A 19,793-nucleotide genomic window follows, 5' to 3' on the forward strand; every position below is an offset into this window, starting at 1 on the left:
GGACGGGATGCTCAGCCGCGGTCGGCGACCGGCCGGCCCGCCATCGCCCGCTCGACCCACGCGCGCAGGACGTGTGCGGGTGCCGCACCGGACTGCCGGGCGATCGTCTCGCCCTTGTCCAGGACGAGGAGGGTGGGGACGGCCTGCACGTCGAACCGACGGCTGAGCAGTGGGTTCTTGTCGACGTCGACCTTGACGAGCTTGATCCGTCCGGCGAGGTCGCGGGCGACCTGTTCGAGGGCGGGGCTGACCATGCGGCAGGGGCCGCACCAGGTGGCCCAGAGATCGACGACCACGGGCACGGAGGCCCGCTCGGCCACCTCGGCGAAGTCGTCGTCGCCGGCGTCCACGAGCCAGGGCAGCGGCTGCTTGCAGTGGCCGCACCTGGGCCGTCCCTCGGCGGCCACGGGAATCCGGTTGCCGCGCCCGCAGTTCGGGCAGGCAACCGTCGTCGTCCGGGTGGTGTTCACGCCGCCCTCGCTTCCCAAGCCCCCTGCTGCCGGTCGTAGGTGACCACCAGCTCTCCGTGCTCGGCGTCGACGCGCACCGTCGCACCGTCCTGGACGTCGCCGCGCAGCAGGGCGCGCCCGACCAGCGTCTCGACCTCGTGGGAGATGTAGCGCCGCAGCGGCCGGGCCCCGTACACCGGGTCGTAGCCCTGGTGGGCGATCAGCTCCCTTGCGTTAGCGGTGAGTTCGACGGTGATGCGGCGCTCGGCCAGCCGCTGCCGCAGCTCGTCGAACTGCAGCTCCACGATCCGCTCGATCTGCCGCTCACCGAGCGGCTTGAACAGCACGATGTCGTCGACGCGGTTGAGGAACTCCGGGCGGAAGTGTCCGCGCAGTTCGCCCATCACCAGGGCGCGGGCCTCCGGCTTGATCTCGCCCTCGGCGGTGGCGCCGTCGAGGAGGTGCTCGGAGCCGATGTTGGACGTCATGATGATCACGGTGTTGCGGAAGTCGACGGTACGGCCCTGGGCATCGGTGATACGGCCGTCATCGAGGATCTGCAGCAGGGTGTTGAAGACATCGGTGTGCGCCTTCTCGACCTCGTCGAACAGCACGACCGAGTACGGCTTGCGGCGTACGGCCTCGGTGAGCTGGCCGCCCTCCTCGTAGCCGACGTATCCGGGCGGTGCACCCATGAGCCGGCTGACGGTGTGCCGCTCCTGGTACTCGCTCATGTCGAGCCGCACCATGCTCTCCTCGGAGTCGAACAGGGCCCGCGCCAGGGTCTTGGCCAACTCGGTCTTCCCGACGCCCGTCGGGCCGAGGAAGATGAACGAGCCGATGGGCCGGCGGGGGTCGCGGATGCCGGAGCGGGCACGGATGATGGCGTCGGCGACGAGCTTGACGGCTTCGTCCTGGCCGATGACGCGCTCGCGCAGGATCTCGTCGAGGCGCAGCAGCTTCTCGCGTTCGCCCTCCTGGAGGCGGGCGACGGGTACGCCCGTCCAGGCGGCGACGATCTCGGCGATCTCCTCCTCGGTGACCACCTCGCGCAGCAGCCGGTTCGGCCCTTGTTTGGCGGCCAGTTGCTCCTCCTCCGCGGCAAGCCGGCGCTCCAGGTCCCGGAGGCGGCCGTAGCGGAGTTCGGCGGCGCGGTTGAGGTCGTAGGCGCGTTCGGCCTGCTCCGCCTCCAGGCGGACCTGCTCCAGTTCCTGGCGCAGCTCCTGCACACGGCGGATCCCCTGCCTCTCGGCCTCCCACTGGGCGCGCTTGGAGTCGGCCTCGGCGCGCAGGTCGGCCAGTTCCCTGCGCAGCTCCCGCAGGCGGGCCTCACTGGCGGGGTCGGTCTCCTTCGAGAGGGCGGCGTCCTCGATCTCCAGGCGGGTGACGCGGCGGGTGATCTCGTCGAGTTCGGCGGGCATGGAGTCGATCTCGGTACGCAGCCGGGCGCACGCCTCGTCCACGAGGTCGATGGCCTTGTCCGGCAGGAACCGGTCGGTGATGTAGCGGTGGCTGAGGGTGGCCGCGGAGACCAGCGCGGTGTCCTGGATCTTCACACCGTGGAAGACCTCCAGGCGTTCGCGCAGTCCGCGCAGGATGGAGACGGTGTCCTCCACGCTCGGCTCGTCGACCACCACCTGCTGGAAGCGGCGTTCGAGGGCGGCGTCCTTCTCGATGTGCTTGCGGTATTCGTCGAGGGTGGTGGCGCCGATCATGTGGAGCTCTCCGCGCGCGAGCATCGGCTTGAGCATGTTGCCCGCGTCCATGGCTCCTTCGGCGGCACCCGCGCCCACGACGGTGTGCAGTTCGTCGACGAAGAGCAGGATGCCCCCCTGGGCGGCCTTGACCTCGCTGAGCACGGCCTTGAGGCGTTCCTCGAACTCACCGCGGTACTTGGCCCCGGCGACCAGGGAACCCATGTCAAGAGCGAACACGATCTTGTCGCGGAGTCCTTCGGGCACGTCACCGCGGACGATGCGCTGGGCGAGGCCCTCGACGATGGCGGTCTTGCCGACGCCCGGGTCGCCGATGAGCACCGGGTTGTTCTTGGACTTGCGGCTGAGGATCTGGGTGACGCGACGGATCTCCGCGTCCCGGCCGATGACCGGGTCGAGCCTGCCGGCCCTTGCCTCCCCGACCAGGTCGCGGCCGTACTTCTCCAGGGCTTCGTAGGCGACTTCGGGGTTGGCGGAGGTGACGCGCTGGTTGCCGCGGACCTGGGTGAGCGCGCCCAGGAACGAGTCCCTGGTGATGCCGGCCTCTTTGAGCAGGCGTCCGGCCTTGGTGGAAGAGCCCTCCTCGGCCAGGGCGAGCAGGAGGTGCTCCACGGACACGTACTCGTCCTTGAGGCGCTTTGCCTCCCGTTCGGCCGCGTCGAGCAGGCGGGAAAGGCGCTGGGTGACGAAGACCTGGCCGGGTGCGGCGCCGGGGCCGGTGACCTTGGGACGGCGGGAGAGTTCCTCGCGCACGGCCTCGCGCAGTTCGCTCGGCTCGGTGCCGGCCTGCTGCAGCAACCCGGGGATCAGACCGTCCTCCTGATCGAGGAGTGCGAGCAGCAGGTGTTCCCCGTCGACCTCGGTCTGCCCCATGCCGACGGCCGCGGTCTGGGCTTCCTGGAGTGCTTCTTGGGACTTCTGGGTCAGGTGGTTCATGTCCATGGGGGTGTTTCACTCCTCGTGCCGCGGCCGCGCAGGGCGGCTTCGAGCAGGCTGATGCGATCGAGCAGGTCGAGCACCAGACCGATCGAGGCGTAGTTGAGGCAGAGTCCGGAGCGCAGCCGCTGGATGCGGGCGAGCACCGCCGGGGCCGTGGGGTCGAACACCAGGTGCCCCGCCGCGTCGCGGTCGGCATCGACCAGTCCGAGGGCGACGAACCGGCGGATCAGGTCGGGGTGGAGGCCCGAGAGACGGGCCACGGCGTCCAGGGAGAGTCTGTGGACGGGCACGAGCGCGTACCGGACGGCCGTCGAGACGGTGATGTCGGCGCCCGTTCGTACCGGACGGGCGCCCGCACCGGCCCGGCCGGTGCCCGGCGCTCCCGAGGGTCGGTCGTTCATCGTGTCCTCCTGGGGTCGAAGGAGGAGGTGGCGGCGAGCTCCTCGAACAGTTCGCGCTCCCGGTCGCCCAGGGTGGGCGGCACCATGACGCGGAGTTCGGCGTACAGGTCGCCGTCGGCGCCGCGCGGGTGGGGCATGCCCTCGCCGCGCAGCCTCAGCCGCCGACCGCTGGACGAGCCCGCCGGCACGGCGACCTTGGCCGTGCCACCGCCAGGGGTGGGCACCGGCACGGTCGCGCCCAGGGCCGCCTCCCAGGGAGTGACCGGCACCTGCACGTGGACATCACGGCCGTCCAGCCGGAACTGGGGGTGGGGCTGGATGCGCACCCGCAGGTAGAGGTCGCCTCCGGGGGCGTCACCACTCCCCCGGCCGCCTTCCCCCGCCAGCCTTATGCGCTGTCCGTCGGTGACGCCCGGCGGCACGTTGATCTCGTACCGCCGCGGCTGACCGGCGGGACCGGCGAGGGTGACGGTGCGACGGCCGCCCCTGAACGCCTCCTCCACGGTGAGCGGCAGCTCGGCCTCCTGGTCGGCTCCCGGTACACCACCGCGGGGGGCGCCTGCTCCGAACATCGAGCCGAGCAGGTCCTCGAAGTCGACGCCGTCCGCACCGAAGTCGTCGCCGAAGCCGGTGGCGTACCGGACGCGGGGGCCTCCCGCGCCCGCCGTCCTCCCTGCGCGGAAGCCGCCCGCGCCGGCCGCGACCCGTTCGTCGAAGTCCTCGGGGACCTTTCGGAAGTCCTCGCCGAAGCGGTCGTAGCGGGCCCGGGTCTTCGGATCCGACAGCACGCTGTACGCCTCGTTGAGGTCCTTGAAGCGTTCCTCCGCCGCCGGGTCCTTGTTGACGTCGGGGTGGTTCTTGCGGGCGAGTTTGCGATATGCCTGCTGGATATCGGCCTGGCTCGCGGTCCGCGACACGCCCAGCACCTCGTAGAAGTCCCGTGCCATGACCGGTCACTCCCGTTTCGCGACCGTCACGGCGGCGGGCCTGAGCTGCCGCTCGCCGTCCCCGTAGCCCGGGCGCAGCACCTCGACGACCGTCCCCGGTTGCGCGTCGGGGTCCTCGACGACGGCGACCACCTCGTGCCGGGCCGGGTCGAAGGCGATGCCGGTCTCCGCGTGCCGCGGGTAGCCGAGCAGTTCGAGGACGTTCACCGCCTGATCGCGTACGGCCCGTACGCCCTCCACGATCGCGCCGGAGTCCGCTCCGGCGTGGGCCAGGGCGAGTTCGAGGTTGTCCAGGACGGGCAGGAAGGCGGCGGCAGTACGGGAACGCTCGACCGCCCGCTCCCGTTCCAGCTCCCTGGCGTGACGCTTGCGGAGGTTGTCGAGGTCGGCAAGGGCGCGCCGCCAGCGGTCCTCCAGCTCCCGGATCGCGGTCGTGTGCTCGTCCTCGGACGGTGCGGGGCCGCCGGCCGCGTCGGGGCCGGGTTCCTCGTCCGTGGCGGGCCCCGCCCCCGCCGGCGGGCCCGAGGGCGGAAGATCCCCGCGGGGACGGCGTTCGGCGCCCTCCGGGGCCGGGCCGGCCTGGTCCCGCACGGCCGGGGCGGGTTCCCTGGGGTGGATCGGCATGGCGGGTCCTCAGGTCCTGTCGAACTCGGCGTCGATGACGTCCTCGTCACCGCCACCGCCGGCCGGGCCGTCCCCGGTGGTGTCCCGGGCCGGGCCGCCGGTGGCGGCACCGTCCTGATGCGCCACCAGCCCTGCCAGGACCTGTTGGAGTTCGGAGGTCAGGGGCCGTACCCGCTCCTCGCCCGCCTCCTCCTTGATCGCCGCCCGGGCGTCCGACACGAGCATCTCGGCGCGGGCCTTCTCGTGCGCGGGTGCGGCGTCGCCCAGCTCGGCGAGGCGCCTCTCGACCTGGTAGGCAACGGCGTCGAGCTCGTTGCGGGCGTCGACGGCCTTGCGGAGTGCCTGGTCCTGGCCCTGGTTCCGCTCGGCCTCCTGGACCATGCGTTCGACCTCGCCGCGGTCGAGGTTGGAGCTCTCGCTGATGGTGATGCCCTGTTCCTTGCCGGTGTCCCGGTCCCGGGCCTTGACTTCGAGGATGCCGTTGGCGTCGACGTCGAAGGTGACCTCGATCTGCGGTTCGCCCCGCGGCGCCTGCCGGATGTCGGTGAGCTGGAACCGGCCCAGGACCCGGTTGTCCGCAGCCCGCTCGCGCTCGCCCTGGAGGACCACCACGTCGACCGCCGGCTGGTTGTCCTCGGCGGTGGAGAAGGTCTCGGAGCGGCGCACCGGGATGGTGGTGTTCCGCTCGATGATCTTCGTCATCACACCGCCGCGCGTCTCGACGCCCAGCGACAGGGGCGTCACGTCGAGCAGCAGGACGTCCTTCACCTCGCCCTTGAGCACCCCGGCCTGGATCGCGGCGCCCAGGGCCACGACCTCGTCGGGGTTGACGCTCATGTTGGGTTCCTTGCCGCCGGTCAGGCGGCGCACGAGGGCCTGGACGGCGGGGATGCGGGTGGAACCGCCGACGAGGATGACCTCGTCGATGTCGCTCTCGCCGACCTTGGCGTCGGCCATGGCCTGCTGGACCGGTCCCAGGCACCGCTCCACCAGGTCGCCGGTGATCTGATCGAACGTGGACCGCATGACCGAGTCGGTGAGGTGCTTGGGACCCGACGCGTCGGCGGTGACGAACGGCAGGCTGACCTGCGTCTGCGTCACCGAACTCAGCTCGGTCTTGGCCTTTTCCGCAGCCTCGAACAGGCGTTGCAGCGCCTGCGGGTCCTTGCGCAGGTCGATGCCGTTGTCCTTCTGGAAGTCGTCCGCGAGGTGGTCCACCAGACGCCGGTCGAAGTCGTCACCGCCCAGGTGACTGTCACCCGCCGTGGACCGCACCTCCACCACGCCGTCGCCGACGTCGAGGATGCTGACGTCGAAGGTGCCGCCGCCCAGGTCGAAGACGAGGACGGTCTCGTGCTGCTTCTTGTCCATGCCGTACGCGAGGGCCGCCGCGGTCGGCTCGTTGATGATCCGCAGCACTTCCAGTCCCGCGATCCGTCCGGCGTCCTTGGTGGCGGTGCGCTGGGCGTCGTTGAAGTAGGCGGGCACCGTGATGACCGCCTCCGTGACCCGCTCCCCCAGCTGCTTGGAGGCGTCGTCGGCGAGTTTGCGCAGTACCTGGGCGCTGATCTCCTCGGGCGCGTACAGCTTGTCGCGCACCTTGAAGCGTGCCGCACCGCCGTCCCCCTCGACGACGTCGTAGGCCACCGCCCTGGCCTCGTCGGAGATCTCGTCGAAATGCCGGCCGATGAACCGCTTGGCCGAGTAGATGGTCCCCTTGGGGTTGAGGATCGCCTGGCGCCGGGCCAGCTGGCCCACCAGGCGCTCGCCGGTATCGGTGAAAGCGACCACGGACGGTGTCGTACGGTTGCCCTCGCTGTTGGGCACGACGGAGGGTTCGCCACCCTCCCACACGGCGATCACCGAGTTCGTGGTGCCCAGGTCGATGCCCACTGCCTTCGCCATGAGGAACTCCTCCCGTGCGACGGCACGCGCCGACACTGCGGATCTGATCGTTCGGGTAGGGACGGGTGGGGCGCCGGCGCCGGTGGTCCGCGCACGCTCGGCTCCCGCACGTTCCACACTGGCGCACCGAGCAGCACGAGAGCCTGAGCCTGGCGGGTCAAAGAACCGCCAGGCCCGTCGCCCTGCGAGCACGACACGAATACTCCGAACGATCTGGGTAGGTTTATCAGGGAAAGGCCCGAGAAGGGACACTGCCGAGGAACGGAGTGATCCCATGGCCGGCAGTCGGCCGCACGACGTGTACCGTCACTGCTCCGATCGAGGGGGAAGCCCTCCGCCGGGCGGTGCCGGGCGGAAGTCCACGGCCGCGCGGAGCGGCCCCCGAGCCGGCTCCGTTCGCACCCCATGCGATGACGCCCTCCACGAACTGCTGGTGCTGTCCAGCGCCCTGTTCGAGACCGGGGACGAAGGCACGATCCTGTGCCTGGCCATGGACCACCTGGCTGCCGCGGGGCCGTACAGCGCCGAGGCCGGATACCTCAGAGTGGACGGTGACCTGGTTCGCTGCCCCAGGGGCAGCCGTGCGCACGCCTTGGCCGTGGACCGGAGGGTGCGGGAGCTGACCGGGCGCGACGGCCCCGTCACGGTACCCGGCCGACCGTGGGGGCGGGCCCTGGGGCTACGCGGGCGAGAGGGGCTCCACGGCTATCTCGTGGTGACGTCCGGCTCCCGGCCCAGCGAAACCGAACGCTTCCTGCTCGCCACACTCGTCCGGCACACCGCTGCTGCCCTGTCGGTCGCGTTCACACACCGCCGGCGGCGCGAGGACGCGCTGGAGCTGCACCTGCTGAGGAAGGAGCGGGAAGCCCTCCGGGAGAAGCTGGACTCCGTGGCGGCCGAGCTCGGGTACCAGCGGGCCGTTCACGCGCTCATGGCCGACGTCGCCGCCTCGGGCGGCGGCGAGGAAGCCATCACCCGCGCACTGCACGAGCTCACCGGGCTCCCCGCGCTGATCGAGGACCGCTTCGGTCGGCTGAGGTCCTGGACGGGCCCCGACCGCCCCGACCCCTATCCGGAACCGGACCCCGTGCGCCGGGGCGAAATGCTGCACGCCATGGCCCGGGAGGTCGGGCCGGTACGGATGAAGGACCGGCTGGTCACCCTGATCCGCCCGCACGGCGAGATCCTGGGCGTCCTCGCCCTGGTCGGTGCCCGGGGCGAGACGGACGAGCACACCGTGCTCGCGCTGGAACACGCCGCCACGTCGCTCGCCCTGGAGCTGGCGCATCTGCGGAACCTGGCCGAAGTGGAACTGAGGCTGCACGGCGAGCTGGTCGACGACCTCCTCGCGGGGACGGACGAGGCGAGCGCCTACGCCCGGTCCGAGGCGGTCGGGCACGACCTGCACCGCAGCAACTACGTCATCGCGGTGCAGTGGTCGAACCGGACCGCGGACGATTCCTTCGCGCAGGCCGTGAGCCGGGCGGCTGCTGCCGTTGGCATGCGCTCGCTGCTGGCCCGGCGTTCCGATCACGTGGTCCTGGTCGCGGACGACAGGCCGGACGCCCACGCCCTGTACGAGGCGCTCGCCCGGGAGACCGGGACGCGGTCCGGGACGATCGGGGTGAGCGCCCCGTGCGAATCCCTGGACGCCATCCCCCACCGCTACCAGGAGGCACGGCGCGCCCTGGAAGTGCGCCGCCACTCCCTGGAGCGCTACGGCACGACGTTCTTCGACGAGCTCGGCCTCTACCGCGTCCTGGGACCCGGCAACGACTACCGGGAGCTGGAAACGTTCGTCCACGAGTGGCTCGGGCAGCTCATCGACTACGACTCCCGGCACCACGCGGCCATGGTGGAAACCCTGTCCCGGTACTTCGACTGCGGCGGCAACTACGACGAGACCGCCGAATCGCTCGCGATCCACCGCAGCACGCTGCGCTACCGGCTCAAGCGCATCCGTGACATCAGCGGCAACGACCTCGCGAACGTCGAGGACCGGCTCAACCTCCAGGTGGCGACCCGAGTGTGGAAGATCGTGCTGGGCGGATCCGGCTGAAACGCATCAGCACCTCCCGCGCCCCGGATGGAAGCGCGGCCACACCACCCGGTTGCCCTGGCGGCTCGTGGGCCGGGCCGGCGGCCACATCGGCGCCGAAGTCGGTCACGCACCGTCCGGCGTCCCGGAAGCGCCGGCCCGAGTGCCCGCGGGATGAAGTGGGTCCCCCGCCCGTAGGTCCGGCCTGCGGGGCACCGTGCTGCCTCCGAGCGAGTTCTCCGAGCTGTTGCCGGCCGTCGGGCCCGCTGGAGTTTCACCACACCCCCGGCACCCTCCCGCCCCGCGCCCAAGCCGGCCGAACCGGCCCTGTGGGCCCAGGCGTTCCGGCGCCGGACACGCCCTGCTGACGGTCCGGTAGATTCAGCGATACGGCTGATCTTCAAGAAGGCGGCAACATGCCGCACGTGCGACACGGGGGCAGTGGGTGCGGAGCGGACACGCGCAGGATCGTCGACGGAAGGCCCTGCTGGAGTGCTGGCGTGCGATCGAGCTGTTCAGTCCGCCAACCATCCCGGCACTGCCTCGCCGGCGCCCCGCCGCGCGCTCCGGGCCGAGGGACGAGTACGTAGTCGACCTGACTCCGGAGCCGGGCCGAGTGACACCGCTCCTGCCGTGGGCTGCGGACCATCCGGAGACGGGGGCACGGCGGGCACCGTACGGACGTATGTGGCGGCACGAGGTCTACTGCGGGGTCTTCGATCTGGAGCTACTCCGCCGGGCGATGATCTCCGTACTGCCCGCGGGGACGGATCCCGACCCCGGCGTGCCTCAGACCGAGCTGGTGCTGTCAGGCCAGAGCGCGATGTTCGCGCTGATCCTGGACGACGAGGGCCGGCCGATCGAGGACACGTCCGTGATCTCTGCGTGCGCTTGGGCGACCGGCCGTCTGTTCGACCCGGGGCCGTCTGCACCGGGGTGGCTGGACGGGTTCGAGGAACTCGACGACGCGTTCGGCACCGCGATCGACGAGCTTACGGCCACCGCGATCCCGTACGGCCCCACCGCCCCGGCCGCCGGAACGTCGTACGAGCAGTGGCCCGGCTCCGCGGCCGGGCCGGGAACTCCGGCCGGGGCCGGCGGCGGAAGCTGGCAGCGGCTGCTCGCCGAGATCCTGGGCGGCGCGGCCGTCGGCGCGGTCGGAGCCCTGTTCGGCGAGGTCGCCGGCGCCGCCGTGCAGGGCGCGGCGGAACCCCTGGTGCGCCGCGCCGCGGACTGGGTCGCCGCCCGCCGCCCCGCCGAGGAGCGGGTGCAGCCCGGGCGGCCGGCCGGCACCTGGGGCGTCCCCGAGCGGGCGGCGGCCGACGGCCCTGACATCTCGACCGAGGCCAGCCACAGGGCCGACGCCGGTGCCCGTGCGCTCGGGTTCGCCGATCTCGTCGCCCTGACCGCGCAGATCGCCGACCTGTGCGGGGTACGGGACCACCTGCGGCCGCAGACGGTCCGGGTGCGCAGCAGGCTGGTCCACCGGCCGCGGGACCCGCGGGCGAAGATCGCCGCCGCCGCGCCGTTCCTGAACAGTCTGCTTCCCCCTGATCTGGCCCGGGTGTCCGCGACCATCGGGAAGGGGTTCGGCCCGGCGCTGGAGGCGTACCTCACCGAGCTCGACGCCGTCGACGTGGGGGCGCGGACGGATGTGCGCCGGGAGCGCGGGGTCGTGCTGGAGGGGGTGGCTCCGGACCTGGTTCCGGCCGGCCGCTGGCCCGCACCGGCGCGGTTCCCGCTCGCCCTGAGCCAGCAGTTCGCGATCGACCGCATGCTCGCCGACCGGGCGGGAACCGGGGGTGGGATGTTCTCCGTGAACGGTCCGCCGGGCACCGGCAAGACAACGATGCTGCGTGACCTCGTCGCCGCCCTGGTCGTCGAGCGGGCGGCGGTGCTGGCCACGTTCGACCGGCCCTCGAAGGCGTTCACTGGTCCGGCGTGGCGGGGCAGGGACCGTCAGGGGCAGCACCCCCGCTTCGTGTCGCGGCTCGACCCTCGGCTGGCCGGGTTCGAAATCGTGGTCACCTCCTCCAACAACGGCGCCGTGGAGAACATCACCGCCGAACTGCCCGGCATCGACGCGCTCGACGAGCACTGGCACGACGGCCCCGACCACTTCTCCGACCTCGCCTCCGCGCTCCTCGGCGGGCCGGCCTGGGGGCTGGTCGCGGCGGTACTCGGCAACAAAGCCAACCGCAGGGAGTTCGGGGAACGGTTCTGGTGGGGACGGCTGCCCGAGAAGGAGACCCAGGCCCGCTCCGCTGCGGGACTGCCGCCGCTGCGCGGCATGCAGGAGGTCCTGCGGGACTGGCTTCCGCCGAAGCCCCCGCCGGGGGGCCGGCGTCCCGTCACCCCGGCGGACCAGGCCGGGGCCGCGGCCGCGGGGCCCGCCCAGCCCGTGCCGTCGTGGACCGACGCCGTCGCTGCGTTCCGTACCGCCCAGGCCGAGGTGGAGCGGCTGCGCGCCGGACGCGTCCGGCTGGCCAGCGCCCTGACGGCCGTCGAGTCCCCGTCGGCCGGACAGCGGATCGCGGACCTGGAAGCCGCCGTGTCCCGGGCCGACCAGCAGGTCGCCACCGCCACGGCGGTCCTGGACCGGACCGCCGCCGCCTCGGCCACCGCCCGGACGGCCGTGATGGTGGCCGAGGCCGGATATGGGACGGCCTCCGAGCATGTACTGCAGGCCCACCAGGAACTGGCCACCGCCCGCGCGGACCTGTCGGCTGCCCGTGAACTGGCTGCGCACCACCGCGAGTACGTGACCGCGCTCACCGCCCGCCAGGACGCGCCCCCGACCGTCGAGCGGGGCCTGCGCGGCAGGCTGCGCCGCCTGCTGCAGAGCGCGGCCGACCGGCAGGCCGCCGAACGGCGGCAGGAGCACACCCAGGCCGAGATCGCGCACCTGCTCGTCCAGCAGCGCACCGCGCTCGCGGACTCCCTGGAGCAGGTCGCCGCAGCCGTGCGCGCCGAATCCCTGGCCGCCGGCCGGCACGCCCGGTCCGGTACCGACGTCGACGAGGCCGCCGCCCGCCTCACCGCCGCCCGCGACCACGAACGGGCCGCGAGCGCGCGGGAGGCCGTGGCAGCCTCCGACCTGCGACACGCCCGGCACAGCGCAGGCGGGGCCCGCCGCAACCTGCGGGCCGCCGTGGCCGAACTCGACCGCCGCCACGGCGAACTGCGGGAGGCGGCCCGGACGCTGCCGTCCCTGCCGATCGGCTGGGCTCACCTCGACGAAGCCGACCAGGAACTCGGCTCGCCCTGGTCCGACGAGGCGTGGTCCACCGCGCGCAGCGACCTGTTCCTGCGCGCCCTCGACCTGCACCGTGCCTTCATCGCCGGGGCCGCGAAGAAGGTCCGCGGCAACCTGCAGGTCCTCATGGAACTGATGGCCGGGACCAACGGGCCCGTCCCCGACGAGGAGGTCGAGCGGGCCTGGCAGACCCTGTTCCTCCTGGTGCCCGTCGTCTCGACCACCTTCTCCTCCATCGGCAGCATGTTCGCCCGCCTCGGCCGGGAGTCGATCGGCTGGGTCCTCGTCGATGAGGCCGGGCAGGCCACCCCGCAGGCCGCCGTCGGCGCACTGTGGCGGGCCCGCAGGGCCGTGCTGGTCGGCGATCCGCTTCAGCTCGAACCCGTCGTCACCATGCCCACGGCCCTGCAGCTCCGGCTGCTGCGCGCCTACGGCGTCGACGAGCACTGGCTGCCCTCGGCCACCTCGGCCCAGGCCGTCGCCGACCGGACCAACCGCTACGGCACCTACCTGCCGGCCCCGGACACCGGCGAAGAGCACGTATGGGTGGGCTCGCCGCTGCGCGTGCACCGCCGCTGCGAAGAGCCGATGTTCACGGTGAGCAACGAGGTCGCGTACGGCGGCCTCATGGTCTTCGGCACCCCACCCAAGGCGTTCCCCGAGGCGGAGCGGGACGGCCTGCTGCCCAGCCGCTGGCTCAACACCGACGACCCGGCGCGTCCGTCGGAGGCCGCATGGGGCGAACGCGACCGCCGAGCCTTCGAGTTCGTCCTCGACGTCCTGCATCGGCACGGCGTCACCGTCGAGCGGGTGCGCGTCATCGCCCCCTTCCGAGCCCTCGTTGCCGAATGCCAGAAGGTCTGCCGCGGCCGCGACGGCTGGACGTCCGAACTGATCGAGGAGCGCTGCGCCACCGTCCACCGGGCCCAGGGCAAGGAAGCCGATGTCGTCGTCCTCGTGCTCGGCGGCGGCCGCCCCGGCGCCCGCGAGTGGGCGGCCCGCACCCCGCACCTGCTCAACGTCGCTGCGAGCCGCGCCAAACGCCGCCTCTACGTCATCGGCGAGCGCAGCCTGTGGGCCCCGCTCCCCCACTTCGACGTCCTCGCCTCCGAGCTGACGGAGTTCCACCACCTCCGCGACCACGCCACCTGGCCGCCGGACGGCGAGTGACCGCCGACGGAACACCAGAGCAGAGGGCTACGCGGGCGTCACGATACGACGCGCACCAACCGACGATCAGATGATCCGAGAGAAACGGCCCAGTCGACCCACTCTGGAAAATCGCAGGTCAGCGCACCCTTCCCCGCGCCTTCAGGTGGGTCGGGGGGAGTTCCGGGCACGGGATCGGGGGGCCGTCGTAGCCCTTCACCTCGCCGAATCGGGTTCCGTTCATCCAGTCCTCGCGGGCCTGGGCGATCTCCTCGTGGGAGCGGCCGATCCAGTTCCAGAACATGACGATCTCCTCGTCGAACGGCTCGCCGCCCAGCAGCATCAGTCCCGCGTCCGAGGAGGCGCGCAGGGGGAGTTCGGTGCGGCCGCAGCCCAGGTAGAGCATCGAGCCCGGTAGGAGGGGGACTCCGTCGACGTGGGCCTCGCCGGACATGGAGAGGACCGCGTACTCGAAGTCCGGGTCGAGGGGCAGGCGGCTCTCGGTGCCCGCCGCCAGGGCGAGGTCGGCGCCGACGATGGGGGTGTACGCGGTGCCCGGGGAGGTGGCGGTGTCCAGGGTGCCGAGGATGACCGTGGCGTTCAGGCCGGGGGCCGTGACCTGCGGGAGGTCCGGGTGGTGCTGGAAGTGCGGCTCGACGTCGCGGTGGGCGTCGGGGAGGGCCACCCACAGCTGGGCGCCGTGCAGGAAGCGGGCGTGGGGGCGGGGGCTCTCCTCCGAGTGGCTGATGCCCCGGCCGGAGGTCATCAGGCCCAGCTCGCGCGGCCGGATCGTGGCGAGGCTGCCCACGCTGTCGCGGTGCAGGACCTCGCCCTCGTGCAGCCAGCTCACGGTCTGGAGACCGGCGTGCGGGTGGGGCGCGACCTGCATGCCGGGCTCGTCGGCGATGTCGTCGGGGCCGTAGTGGTCGACGAAGCACCAGGCGCCCACCATGCGGCGGCCCAGGTTCGGCAGGAGTCGGCGGACCTCGGTGGATTCCCCGAGCCGGACCGTGCGCGGGCTGAGGAGCTCCCGCACCGGTTCGGCCACGACGAAGCCGCGGCCGCCGCAGGAGGAGAGAGCGGGCTGGCGATCGAGATTGCTCATACGGGACAAGGTAGCCCCGCCGGGTGCGGTTGCCCCCGTCCTTTCGGCGCCGAGGACGCGGCGTGCGGGGCCCGGCGGCCGCCTCGGCTAGCCTGGGTCCGATATGAACCGCCTGACCACGCCTTTCGGCTCCTACGAACTCACCCGCTTCCCCGCCGACCCGCGCGACCGGCTCCGCGCCTGGGACGCCGCCGACGAGTACCTGCTGCGCCACCTCGACGCCGGTACCGGCGAGCACGGCCCGGTGGACCTGGCCGGCGCCGGGCAGATCACGGTCGTCGGCGACCGCTGGGGCGCGCTGACCACCGCCCTGGCCGCCTACCACCCGGCCCAGATCACCGACTCCGCGCTGGCCCGGGCGGCCACCGAGGCCAACCTGGACCGGGCCGGCATCGGCACCGCCAAGTCGACGGTGACCCTGCTGACCACGCGGGACGCGCCGCCCGCGCGGATCGATGTGCTGCTCGTCCGGGTGCCCAAGAGCCTGGCGCTGCTGGAGGACCAGCTGCGGCGGCTGGCCCCGCACCTGCACGGGGGCACGGTGGTCGTGGGCACCGGCATGGTCAAGGAGATCCACACCTCCACGCTGGACCTCTTCGAGAAGATCATCGGTCCGACGCGCACCTCCCTCGCGGAGAAGAAGGCCCGGCTGATCTTCTGCACCCCGGACCCGGCGCTGCTGGCCTCGGCCGGGGAGTCCCCCTGGCCGCTGACGTACACGGTGGACCAGGACGGCGGCTCGGGCGCCGGGCTGACGGTGGTCAACCACGCCGGGATCTTCTGCGCCGACCGGCTGGACGTCGGCACGCGCTTCTTCCTCCAGTCCATCCCCACCAACACCGACGGGGCCCGGGTCGTGGACCTGGGCTGCGGCAACGGCGTCGTCGGCACGGCGGTCCAGGTCGCCGACCCGGACGCCGAGGTCGTGTTCACGGACGAGTCGTACCAGGCCGTCGCTTCCGCGCGGGCCACCTACGAGGCTAACGTCCGCCCCGGCCGCCGGACGGCGGAGTTCCTCGTCGGCGACGGCGTGGCGATGCTGCCGCCCTCCTCGGTGGACCTGATCCTCAACAACCCGCCGTTCCACTCCCACCAGGCGACCACGGACGCGACGGCGCTGCGCATGTTCGCGCAGTCGCGCAAGGCGCTGCGCCCGGGCGGGGAGCTGTGGGTGGTGGCCAACCGCCACATGGGCTACCACACCCATCTGCGCCGGCTCTTCGGCAACTGCGAAGTGACCGCCAGCGAACCGCGGTTCGTGGTGCTGCGGGCCGTCAAGCGCGAGGAGCGGCCGCGCAGCCGCTGACGCGGCCCGCCCCGCCCCATGTGACCTGCCGGTACACCCGCCGGTAGGTCCTACACTCGGCCGCGTGAGCACTGGGGCGGGGACGTACGGCGGAGACGGGCGGCGGCGCTGGCGCCGGGAGGAGGTGGCCCGGGAGGCCGGGGTCAGGGTGCGCAACCTGCGCTACTACCAGGAGCGCGGGCTGCTGCCGCCGCCGCGCCGCGAGGGCCGGATCGCCTGGTACTCCGACGACCACCTCACCCGGCTGCGGCTGATCAGCGACCTGCTGGGGCGGGGCTACACGGTCAACGGCATCGGCGAGCTGCTGGCCGTCTGGGAGCAGGGCGGCGGGATCTCCCAACTCCTGGGCCTGGAGCAGGAGATGACGCGGGACTGGGTGCGCGAGGAGCCCGTGACGATGACCCGGGCCGAGCTGCGCGAGCTGTTCGGCCCGGGGGCGACGGCCGAGCACACCCGGCGGGCGGCCGAGCTGGGTTACGTACGGGTCGACGGGGACCGGGTCACGTATCCGAGCCGCCGGCTGCTGGAGGCGACGGTGGCGCTGGTGCGGCAGGGCATGCCGCTCGGGGAGATCCTGGACGCCGGGGAGTTCGTGCAGGAGCAGGCGGCGGCGCTGGCGGACCGGTTCGTCGGACTGTTCCGGAGGCATGTGATCGGTACGGAGGCGCTGGGGACGCTTTCGGCCACCCGGCTGGATCACATCCGGGAGGCGGTGGCGGCGCTGCGGCCGGTGGCGGGCGAGGTGGTGGCCTCGGAGTTCGCCCGGGCGATGGGGCGGCGGGTGGAGGCGGAGGTCGCCGAACTGCTGCGTACGGAGCAGTAGGAGTCGGCCTAAAGGGTGCGCTCGCACAACCTTGCCAACCGTGATTGGCACTCTTACATTCAACTCGTCGGTAACAAAGGTGCACAGCCGAGATAAGGGACGATCTCATGGCAGAAACACCGCACTTACCCGCATTCGATTCCGAGGGCGGAGTCGGGGACGAGTCCGCGAACAGAGTGGAGGGCAGGGTCCGGTGGCGCCGCTTCGCGCTGCTGACCGTGCCCGCCGTGGCGGTGACCGCCGGGCTCGGTATCGCCCTCGCGCAGGGCGCGCTCGCCGCCTCCTTCGCGGTGTCGGGGCAGCAGTTCAAGGTGTCGGCGCAGAGCCTGGAGGGCGAGGGCTTCGCCCAGTACGGCAGCGTCGACGTCAACGCCCGCCAGGAACTGATCCCGGTGGCCGTCACCGCCATCAAGCAGGCCAAGCTGCACAGCCTCTGCCAGTCGGTGGTCACCACCCTCCCGGTGATCGGGGACATCTCACTGAACCTGACCGCAGGTCAGAAGACCCCTGTCGAGGCCTCCAACCTGTTCGTGGACGCGACGCAGCTCGCGGGCGACGCGGAGTTCACGAACATCGAGATCGGGCGCGACGCCTCCACGCTGGACAAGGGTCCGGCCGAGGCGCAGGGCATGCAGGACCTGTTCGCCCAGCAGGCGGACAAGGTCAGCATCAGCAGCCTCCAGCAGACGGCGTGGGCCACCAACGCCGGCACCTTCAAGCTCTCCGGGCTGAGCATGAACATCAGCAAGGGCAAGAAGGAATGCTTCTGAGCCGCTGGCGGCGGTGGCGGCGCGGCAGGCCCTTCTGGGGCGGGCTCTTCGCCGTCCTGGCCGGGGCGTGGATCTGCGTCCTCCCGCTGGCACCACTGAAGATCATGCTCCAGCAGGGCATCGCGGGGATCCCGTCCGTCCTGATGGGCGTCATCATGATCGTCCTCGGTCTCACCGCCTGGCTCTCGCCCCGCCAGCGCGCCCTGGCCGGGGTGCTCACCACCCTGATCGCCACCGCCGCGCTGGTCCTGTCGAACCTCGGCGGGTTCCTGATCGGCACCCTGCTCGGCATCCTCGGCGGCGGGCTGATGTTCGCCTGGCAGCCGTACGCCGCCCCGCGCGCCGGGGGCTCCGCCGCCCCCGCCCGGCCCTCCCCCGCCGGGAACTCCCCCACTCCGCACCCCGATCCCCAAGGAGCACAGCCATGAGCCGTACGCGTACCGCGCTCGCCGTCGGCATGGGGGCCGCGGCCGCCCTGACGGTGGCCTCCGCCACCGCCGACGCCGCCCCGTTACCGCTGGCCGGGTCGACGACCGTCACCCCCGCCGGGCACGCCTTCAAGGCGTCCCTCAGCGGAAAGGCCACCCTCAAGGCCGGTTCGGTCACGGTGACCTGCTCGGTCTCCGTCTCCACCGGTTCGGTGCCGGCCGCCCCCGGCAACCAGAACCCGGCCGGGGCCGTCTCCTCGCCGATCTCCCCGCCGACCTACAGCTCCTGCACGTCGAGCATGCCGGGCGTGACCCCGACGGTGACCACGAGCGGTGCCTGGTCGGTCTCCATGCAGAACGGCTCGCCGATCACGGCCACCATGACCGTGCCCGCCGGCGGCCTGGTCGTGCACACCTCGGGCCTGGCCACCTGTACGGTCACCGCGGCCCCCGGCGGCCCGGCGAGCGTCCCGGGCAGCTGGGCCAACGGCGCCCCGTCCAGCCTGACCTTCTCGGGCGCGTCCGTCCCCGTGACGGTGACCGGCGGCTTCGGCTGCCCGACCAGCGCGACCTCGTCCGCCTTCACCGCGGTCTACCTGGTCTCCGACACCACCGACCCCGCCCAGCAGATCACCGTCACGTCCTGACGGCGGCCCTGCGGTCCGCCGCCGCCCCCGGCAAGCGGGGGCGGCGGCGGATATTGCGTTGCCCGGGGCGCCCGGCCGGGGCGAAGCTCGGGACATGTCACAGACCACCGGCCGGCACATCGCCGACCAGCACAGCACCGACCAGCAGGGCACCGACCAGCAGGGCGCCGCAGGCGGGGAACCGGCGCACCGTGCCCCGCGCGGGGTGTCCGACCTGTTCTCCGGCGGCCGCCTCGTCGCCATCCCGCGCAAGGCTGCACGGCGCGAGCAGTTGCTCGCGCACCTCACCGGGACCCTGTTCGCCCCGGACCGGGAGTACTCCGAGCCGGAGGTGAACGACGCGCTGCGGACCGTCCACGAGGACTGTTCCGCGCTGCGGCGCCATCTGATCACCTCGGGGCACCTGACGCGGACCCGGGACGGCAGCAGCTACCGGCGGGCCGTGACCACGCGGTAGTGGGTGGTCAGCCGCCCGTCCTCGCCCAGGACGTGGAAGGCGAGGGCCGGCGGCTCGTCGAGGAAGACGTGCTCGTCGGGGCCCGACGGCGCCTCCCAGGGAAGCCGCAGGGTGGACACCACCCCGGGGGCCACGAGCAGCGGCCGGCCCGCGAAGGTGGTCGCCGCCGCCGTGTGGGCGTGGCCGCACAGGAAGGCCCGCAGGTGGGGGTGGCGTTCGGCGAGCGCCGCGAGCCGTTCCTCGCCGAACAGCCGGATGTCGTCCACGTACGGGGTGTGGAGCGGGACCGGCGGGTGGTGGAAGGCGACCAGGACCGGCACGTCGTGCGGGGTGCCGGTGAGGATCCCGTCGAGCCACTCCAGGGTGGAGTCCTCCAGGCGGCCGTGGTGCTCGCCTGGCACGGAGGAGTCGCAGACGGCCAGGACGAAGCCGTCCCCGCGCAGCGCCTGGTCGACGGGGCGCGCAGAGGGCTCCTCCTCGCCCAGCAGGACGCGCCGGAAGGCGGTGCGCTCGTCGTGGTTGCCGGGGCAGACGACCATCGGGTGCCGCGAGACGAGGTGCCCCCGGGCCTGCTCGTACTCGGCCGGGGCGCCGTTGTCGGCGATGTCCCCGCTCACCAGGACCGCGTCCAGGTCGTACGGGAGGGCGTCCAGGTAGTCCATCACCGCGCGGGTGCGCTCGGCGGCGCGGGGGCCGCCGTCGAAGTGGACGTCACTCAGCTGCGCTATCACGATCACGGACGGTGTCTCCTCCATCGCGGGTACGGGACCGTCTCCGGCGGCGGGGGTGACGGTCGGTCATCCGCCGCTCGCAGAAGGCCCGTTCAACCTATCC

16 protein-coding genes are annotated in these 19,793 nt (G+C 72.5%); 8 read left to right on the plus strand and 8 right to left on the minus strand.

What is annotated here, in order from left to right:
• Window positions 1-11 precede the first annotated feature (11 nt).
• From trxA to dnaK, 6 genes are read right to left on the minus strand one after another with little or no spacing between them, the layout of a single operon-like run.
• Window positions 12-470, minus strand: a complete 459-nt coding sequence (trxA, locus tag WDV06_RS05160; protein WP_395508419.1) for a thioredoxin — start codon at window positions 468-470, stop codon at window positions 12-14.
• Window positions 467-3,106 (minus strand): ATP-dependent chaperone ClpB, encoded by a 2,640-nt coding sequence (gene clpB / locus WDV06_RS05165; protein WP_395508420.1) that lies wholly within the window; start codon window positions 3,104-3,106, stop codon window positions 467-469. The genes trxA and clpB overlap by 4 nt, the downstream gene beginning before the upstream one ends.
• Window positions 3,097-3,504: a chaperone modulator CbpM gene (locus WDV06_RS05170; protein WP_395508421.1), complete on the minus strand. Its 408-nt coding sequence runs from the start codon at window positions 3,502-3,504 to the stop codon at window positions 3,097-3,099. Before WDV06_RS05170 ends, clpB begins: the two co-directional genes overlap by 10 nt.
• Window positions 3,501-4,451: a DnaJ C-terminal domain-containing protein gene (locus tag WDV06_RS05175; RefSeq protein ID WP_395508422.1), complete on the minus strand. Its 951-nt coding sequence runs from the start codon at window positions 4,449-4,451 to the stop codon at window positions 3,501-3,503. The genes WDV06_RS05170 and WDV06_RS05175 overlap by 4 nt, the downstream gene beginning before the upstream one ends.
• Before the next feature lie 6 nt (window positions 4,452-4,457).
• On the minus strand, window positions 4,458-5,075 hold the full coding sequence (locus WDV06_RS05180; protein ID WP_395508423.1) for a nucleotide exchange factor GrpE: 618 nt from the start codon (window positions 5,073-5,075) through the stop codon (window positions 4,458-4,460).
• 9 nt (window positions 5,076-5,084) lie between these two features.
• The gene (gene dnaK, locus WDV06_RS05185) at window positions 5,085-6,980 is read right to left on the minus strand and encodes a molecular chaperone DnaK (protein ID WP_395508424.1); all 1,896 of its coding nucleotides are present in this window, start codon (window positions 6,978-6,980) and stop codon (window positions 5,085-5,087) included.
• A gap of 274 nt (window positions 6,981-7,254) precedes the next feature.
• On the opposite strand from dnaK, the gene WDV06_RS05190 reads away from it, so the two are divergent.
• Window positions 7,255-9,039, plus strand: a complete 1,785-nt coding sequence (locus tag WDV06_RS05190; protein ID WP_395508425.1) for a PucR family transcriptional regulator — start codon at window positions 7,255-7,257, stop codon at window positions 9,037-9,039.
• A 664-nt stretch (window positions 9,040-9,703) separates the two neighbouring features.
• The gene (locus WDV06_RS05195; protein ID WP_395508426.1) at window positions 9,704-13,444 is read left to right on the plus strand and encodes a DEAD/DEAH box helicase; all 3,741 of its coding nucleotides are present in this window, start codon (window positions 9,704-9,706) and stop codon (window positions 13,442-13,444) included.
• Between the two features lie 118 nt (window positions 13,445-13,562).
• On the opposite strand, the gene WDV06_RS05200 is transcribed toward WDV06_RS05195, so the two are convergent.
• The gene (locus WDV06_RS05200; protein WP_395508427.1) at window positions 13,563-14,528 is read right to left on the minus strand and encodes a pirin family protein; all 966 of its coding nucleotides are present in this window, start codon (window positions 14,526-14,528) and stop codon (window positions 13,563-13,565) included.
• A 103-nt stretch (window positions 14,529-14,631) separates the two neighbouring features.
• On the opposite strand from WDV06_RS05200, the gene WDV06_RS05205 reads away from it, so the two are divergent.
• From WDV06_RS05205 to WDV06_RS05230, 6 genes are all read left to right on the plus strand, one after another.
• The gene (locus WDV06_RS05205; protein ID WP_395508428.1) at window positions 14,632-15,834 is read left to right on the plus strand and encodes a methyltransferase; all 1,203 of its coding nucleotides are present in this window, start codon (window positions 14,632-14,634) and stop codon (window positions 15,832-15,834) included.
• Between the two features lie 64 nt (window positions 15,835-15,898).
• The gene (locus tag WDV06_RS05210; RefSeq protein WP_395508429.1) at window positions 15,899-16,657 is read left to right on the plus strand and encodes a MerR family transcriptional regulator; all 759 of its coding nucleotides are present in this window, start codon (window positions 15,899-15,901) and stop codon (window positions 16,655-16,657) included.
• Window positions 16,658-16,869: 212 nt separating this feature from the next.
• Window positions 16,870-17,427: a DUF6230 family protein gene (locus WDV06_RS05215; protein WP_395508438.1), complete on the plus strand. Its 558-nt coding sequence runs from the start codon at window positions 16,870-16,872 to the stop codon at window positions 17,425-17,427.
• A complete protein-coding gene (locus tag WDV06_RS05220; protein WP_395508430.1) occupies window positions 17,418-17,855 on the plus strand; it encodes a DUF6114 domain-containing protein in 438 nt (145 codons plus the stop codon). Before WDV06_RS05215 ends, WDV06_RS05220 begins: the two co-directional genes overlap by 10 nt.
• The gene (locus WDV06_RS05225; RefSeq protein WP_395508431.1) at window positions 17,852-18,502 is read left to right on the plus strand and encodes a hypothetical protein; all 651 of its coding nucleotides are present in this window, start codon (window positions 17,852-17,854) and stop codon (window positions 18,500-18,502) included. Before WDV06_RS05220 ends, WDV06_RS05225 begins: the two co-directional genes overlap by 4 nt.
• Before the next feature lie 205 nt (window positions 18,503-18,707).
• Entirely contained in the window at window positions 18,708-18,959 is a 252-nt protein-coding gene (locus tag WDV06_RS05230) for a DUF2087 domain-containing protein (RefSeq protein WP_395508439.1), read from the plus strand.
• Here the strand turns inward: WDV06_RS05230 and WDV06_RS05235 are convergent.
• Window positions 18,932-19,696, minus strand: coding sequence for a metallophosphoesterase (locus WDV06_RS05235; protein WP_395508432.1), 765 nt, complete (start codon window positions 19,694-19,696; stop codon window positions 18,932-18,934). The genes WDV06_RS05230 and WDV06_RS05235 overlap by 28 nt on opposite strands.
• Window positions 19,697-19,793 lie beyond the last annotated feature (97 nt).

This window comes from Streptomyces racemochromogenes (assembly GCF_044129415.1).
In the GTDB taxonomy this organism is placed as follows: Bacteria; Actinomycetota; Actinomycetes; order Streptomycetales; family Streptomycetaceae; genus Streptomyces; species Streptomyces racemochromogenes_A.

What these genes read in the sequence shown, in the direction of transcription:
- clpB (WP_395508420.1), bottom strand. Translation starts at nt 3,106, where the DNA reads ATGGACATGAACCACCTGACCCAGAAGTCCCAAGAAGCACTCCAGGAA.
- WDV06_RS05170 (WP_395508421.1), bottom strand. Translation starts at nt 3,504, where the DNA reads ATGAACGACCGACCCTCGGGAGCGCCGGGCACCGGCCGGGCCGGTGCG.
- WDV06_RS05175 (WP_395508422.1), bottom strand. Translation starts at nt 4,451, where the DNA reads ATGGCACGGGACTTCTACGAGGTGCTGGGCGTGTCGCGGACCGCGAGC.
- WDV06_RS05180 (WP_395508423.1), bottom strand. Translation starts at nt 5,075, where the DNA reads ATGCCGATCCACCCCAGGGAACCCGCCCCGGCCGTGCGGGACCAGGCC.
- dnaK (WP_395508424.1), bottom strand. Translation starts at nt 6,980, where the DNA reads ATGGCGAAGGCAGTGGGCATCGACCTGGGCACCACGAACTCGGTGATC.
- WDV06_RS05190 (WP_395508425.1), top strand. Translation starts at nt 7,255, where the DNA reads ATGGCCGGCAGTCGGCCGCACGACGTGTACCGTCACTGCTCCGATCGA.
- WDV06_RS05195 (WP_395508426.1), top strand. Translation starts at nt 9,704, where the DNA reads ATGTGGCGGCACGAGGTCTACTGCGGGGTCTTCGATCTGGAGCTACTC.
- WDV06_RS05200 (WP_395508427.1), bottom strand. Translation starts at nt 14,528, where the DNA reads ATGAGCAATCTCGATCGCCAGCCCGCTCTCTCCTCCTGCGGCGGCCGC.
- WDV06_RS05205 (WP_395508428.1), top strand. Translation starts at nt 14,632, where the DNA reads ATGAACCGCCTGACCACGCCTTTCGGCTCCTACGAACTCACCCGCTTC.
- WDV06_RS05220 (WP_395508430.1), top strand. Translation starts at nt 17,418, where the DNA reads ATGCTTCTGAGCCGCTGGCGGCGGTGGCGGCGCGGCAGGCCCTTCTGG.
- WDV06_RS05225 (WP_395508431.1), top strand. Translation starts at nt 17,852, where the DNA reads ATGAGCCGTACGCGTACCGCGCTCGCCGTCGGCATGGGGGCCGCGGCC.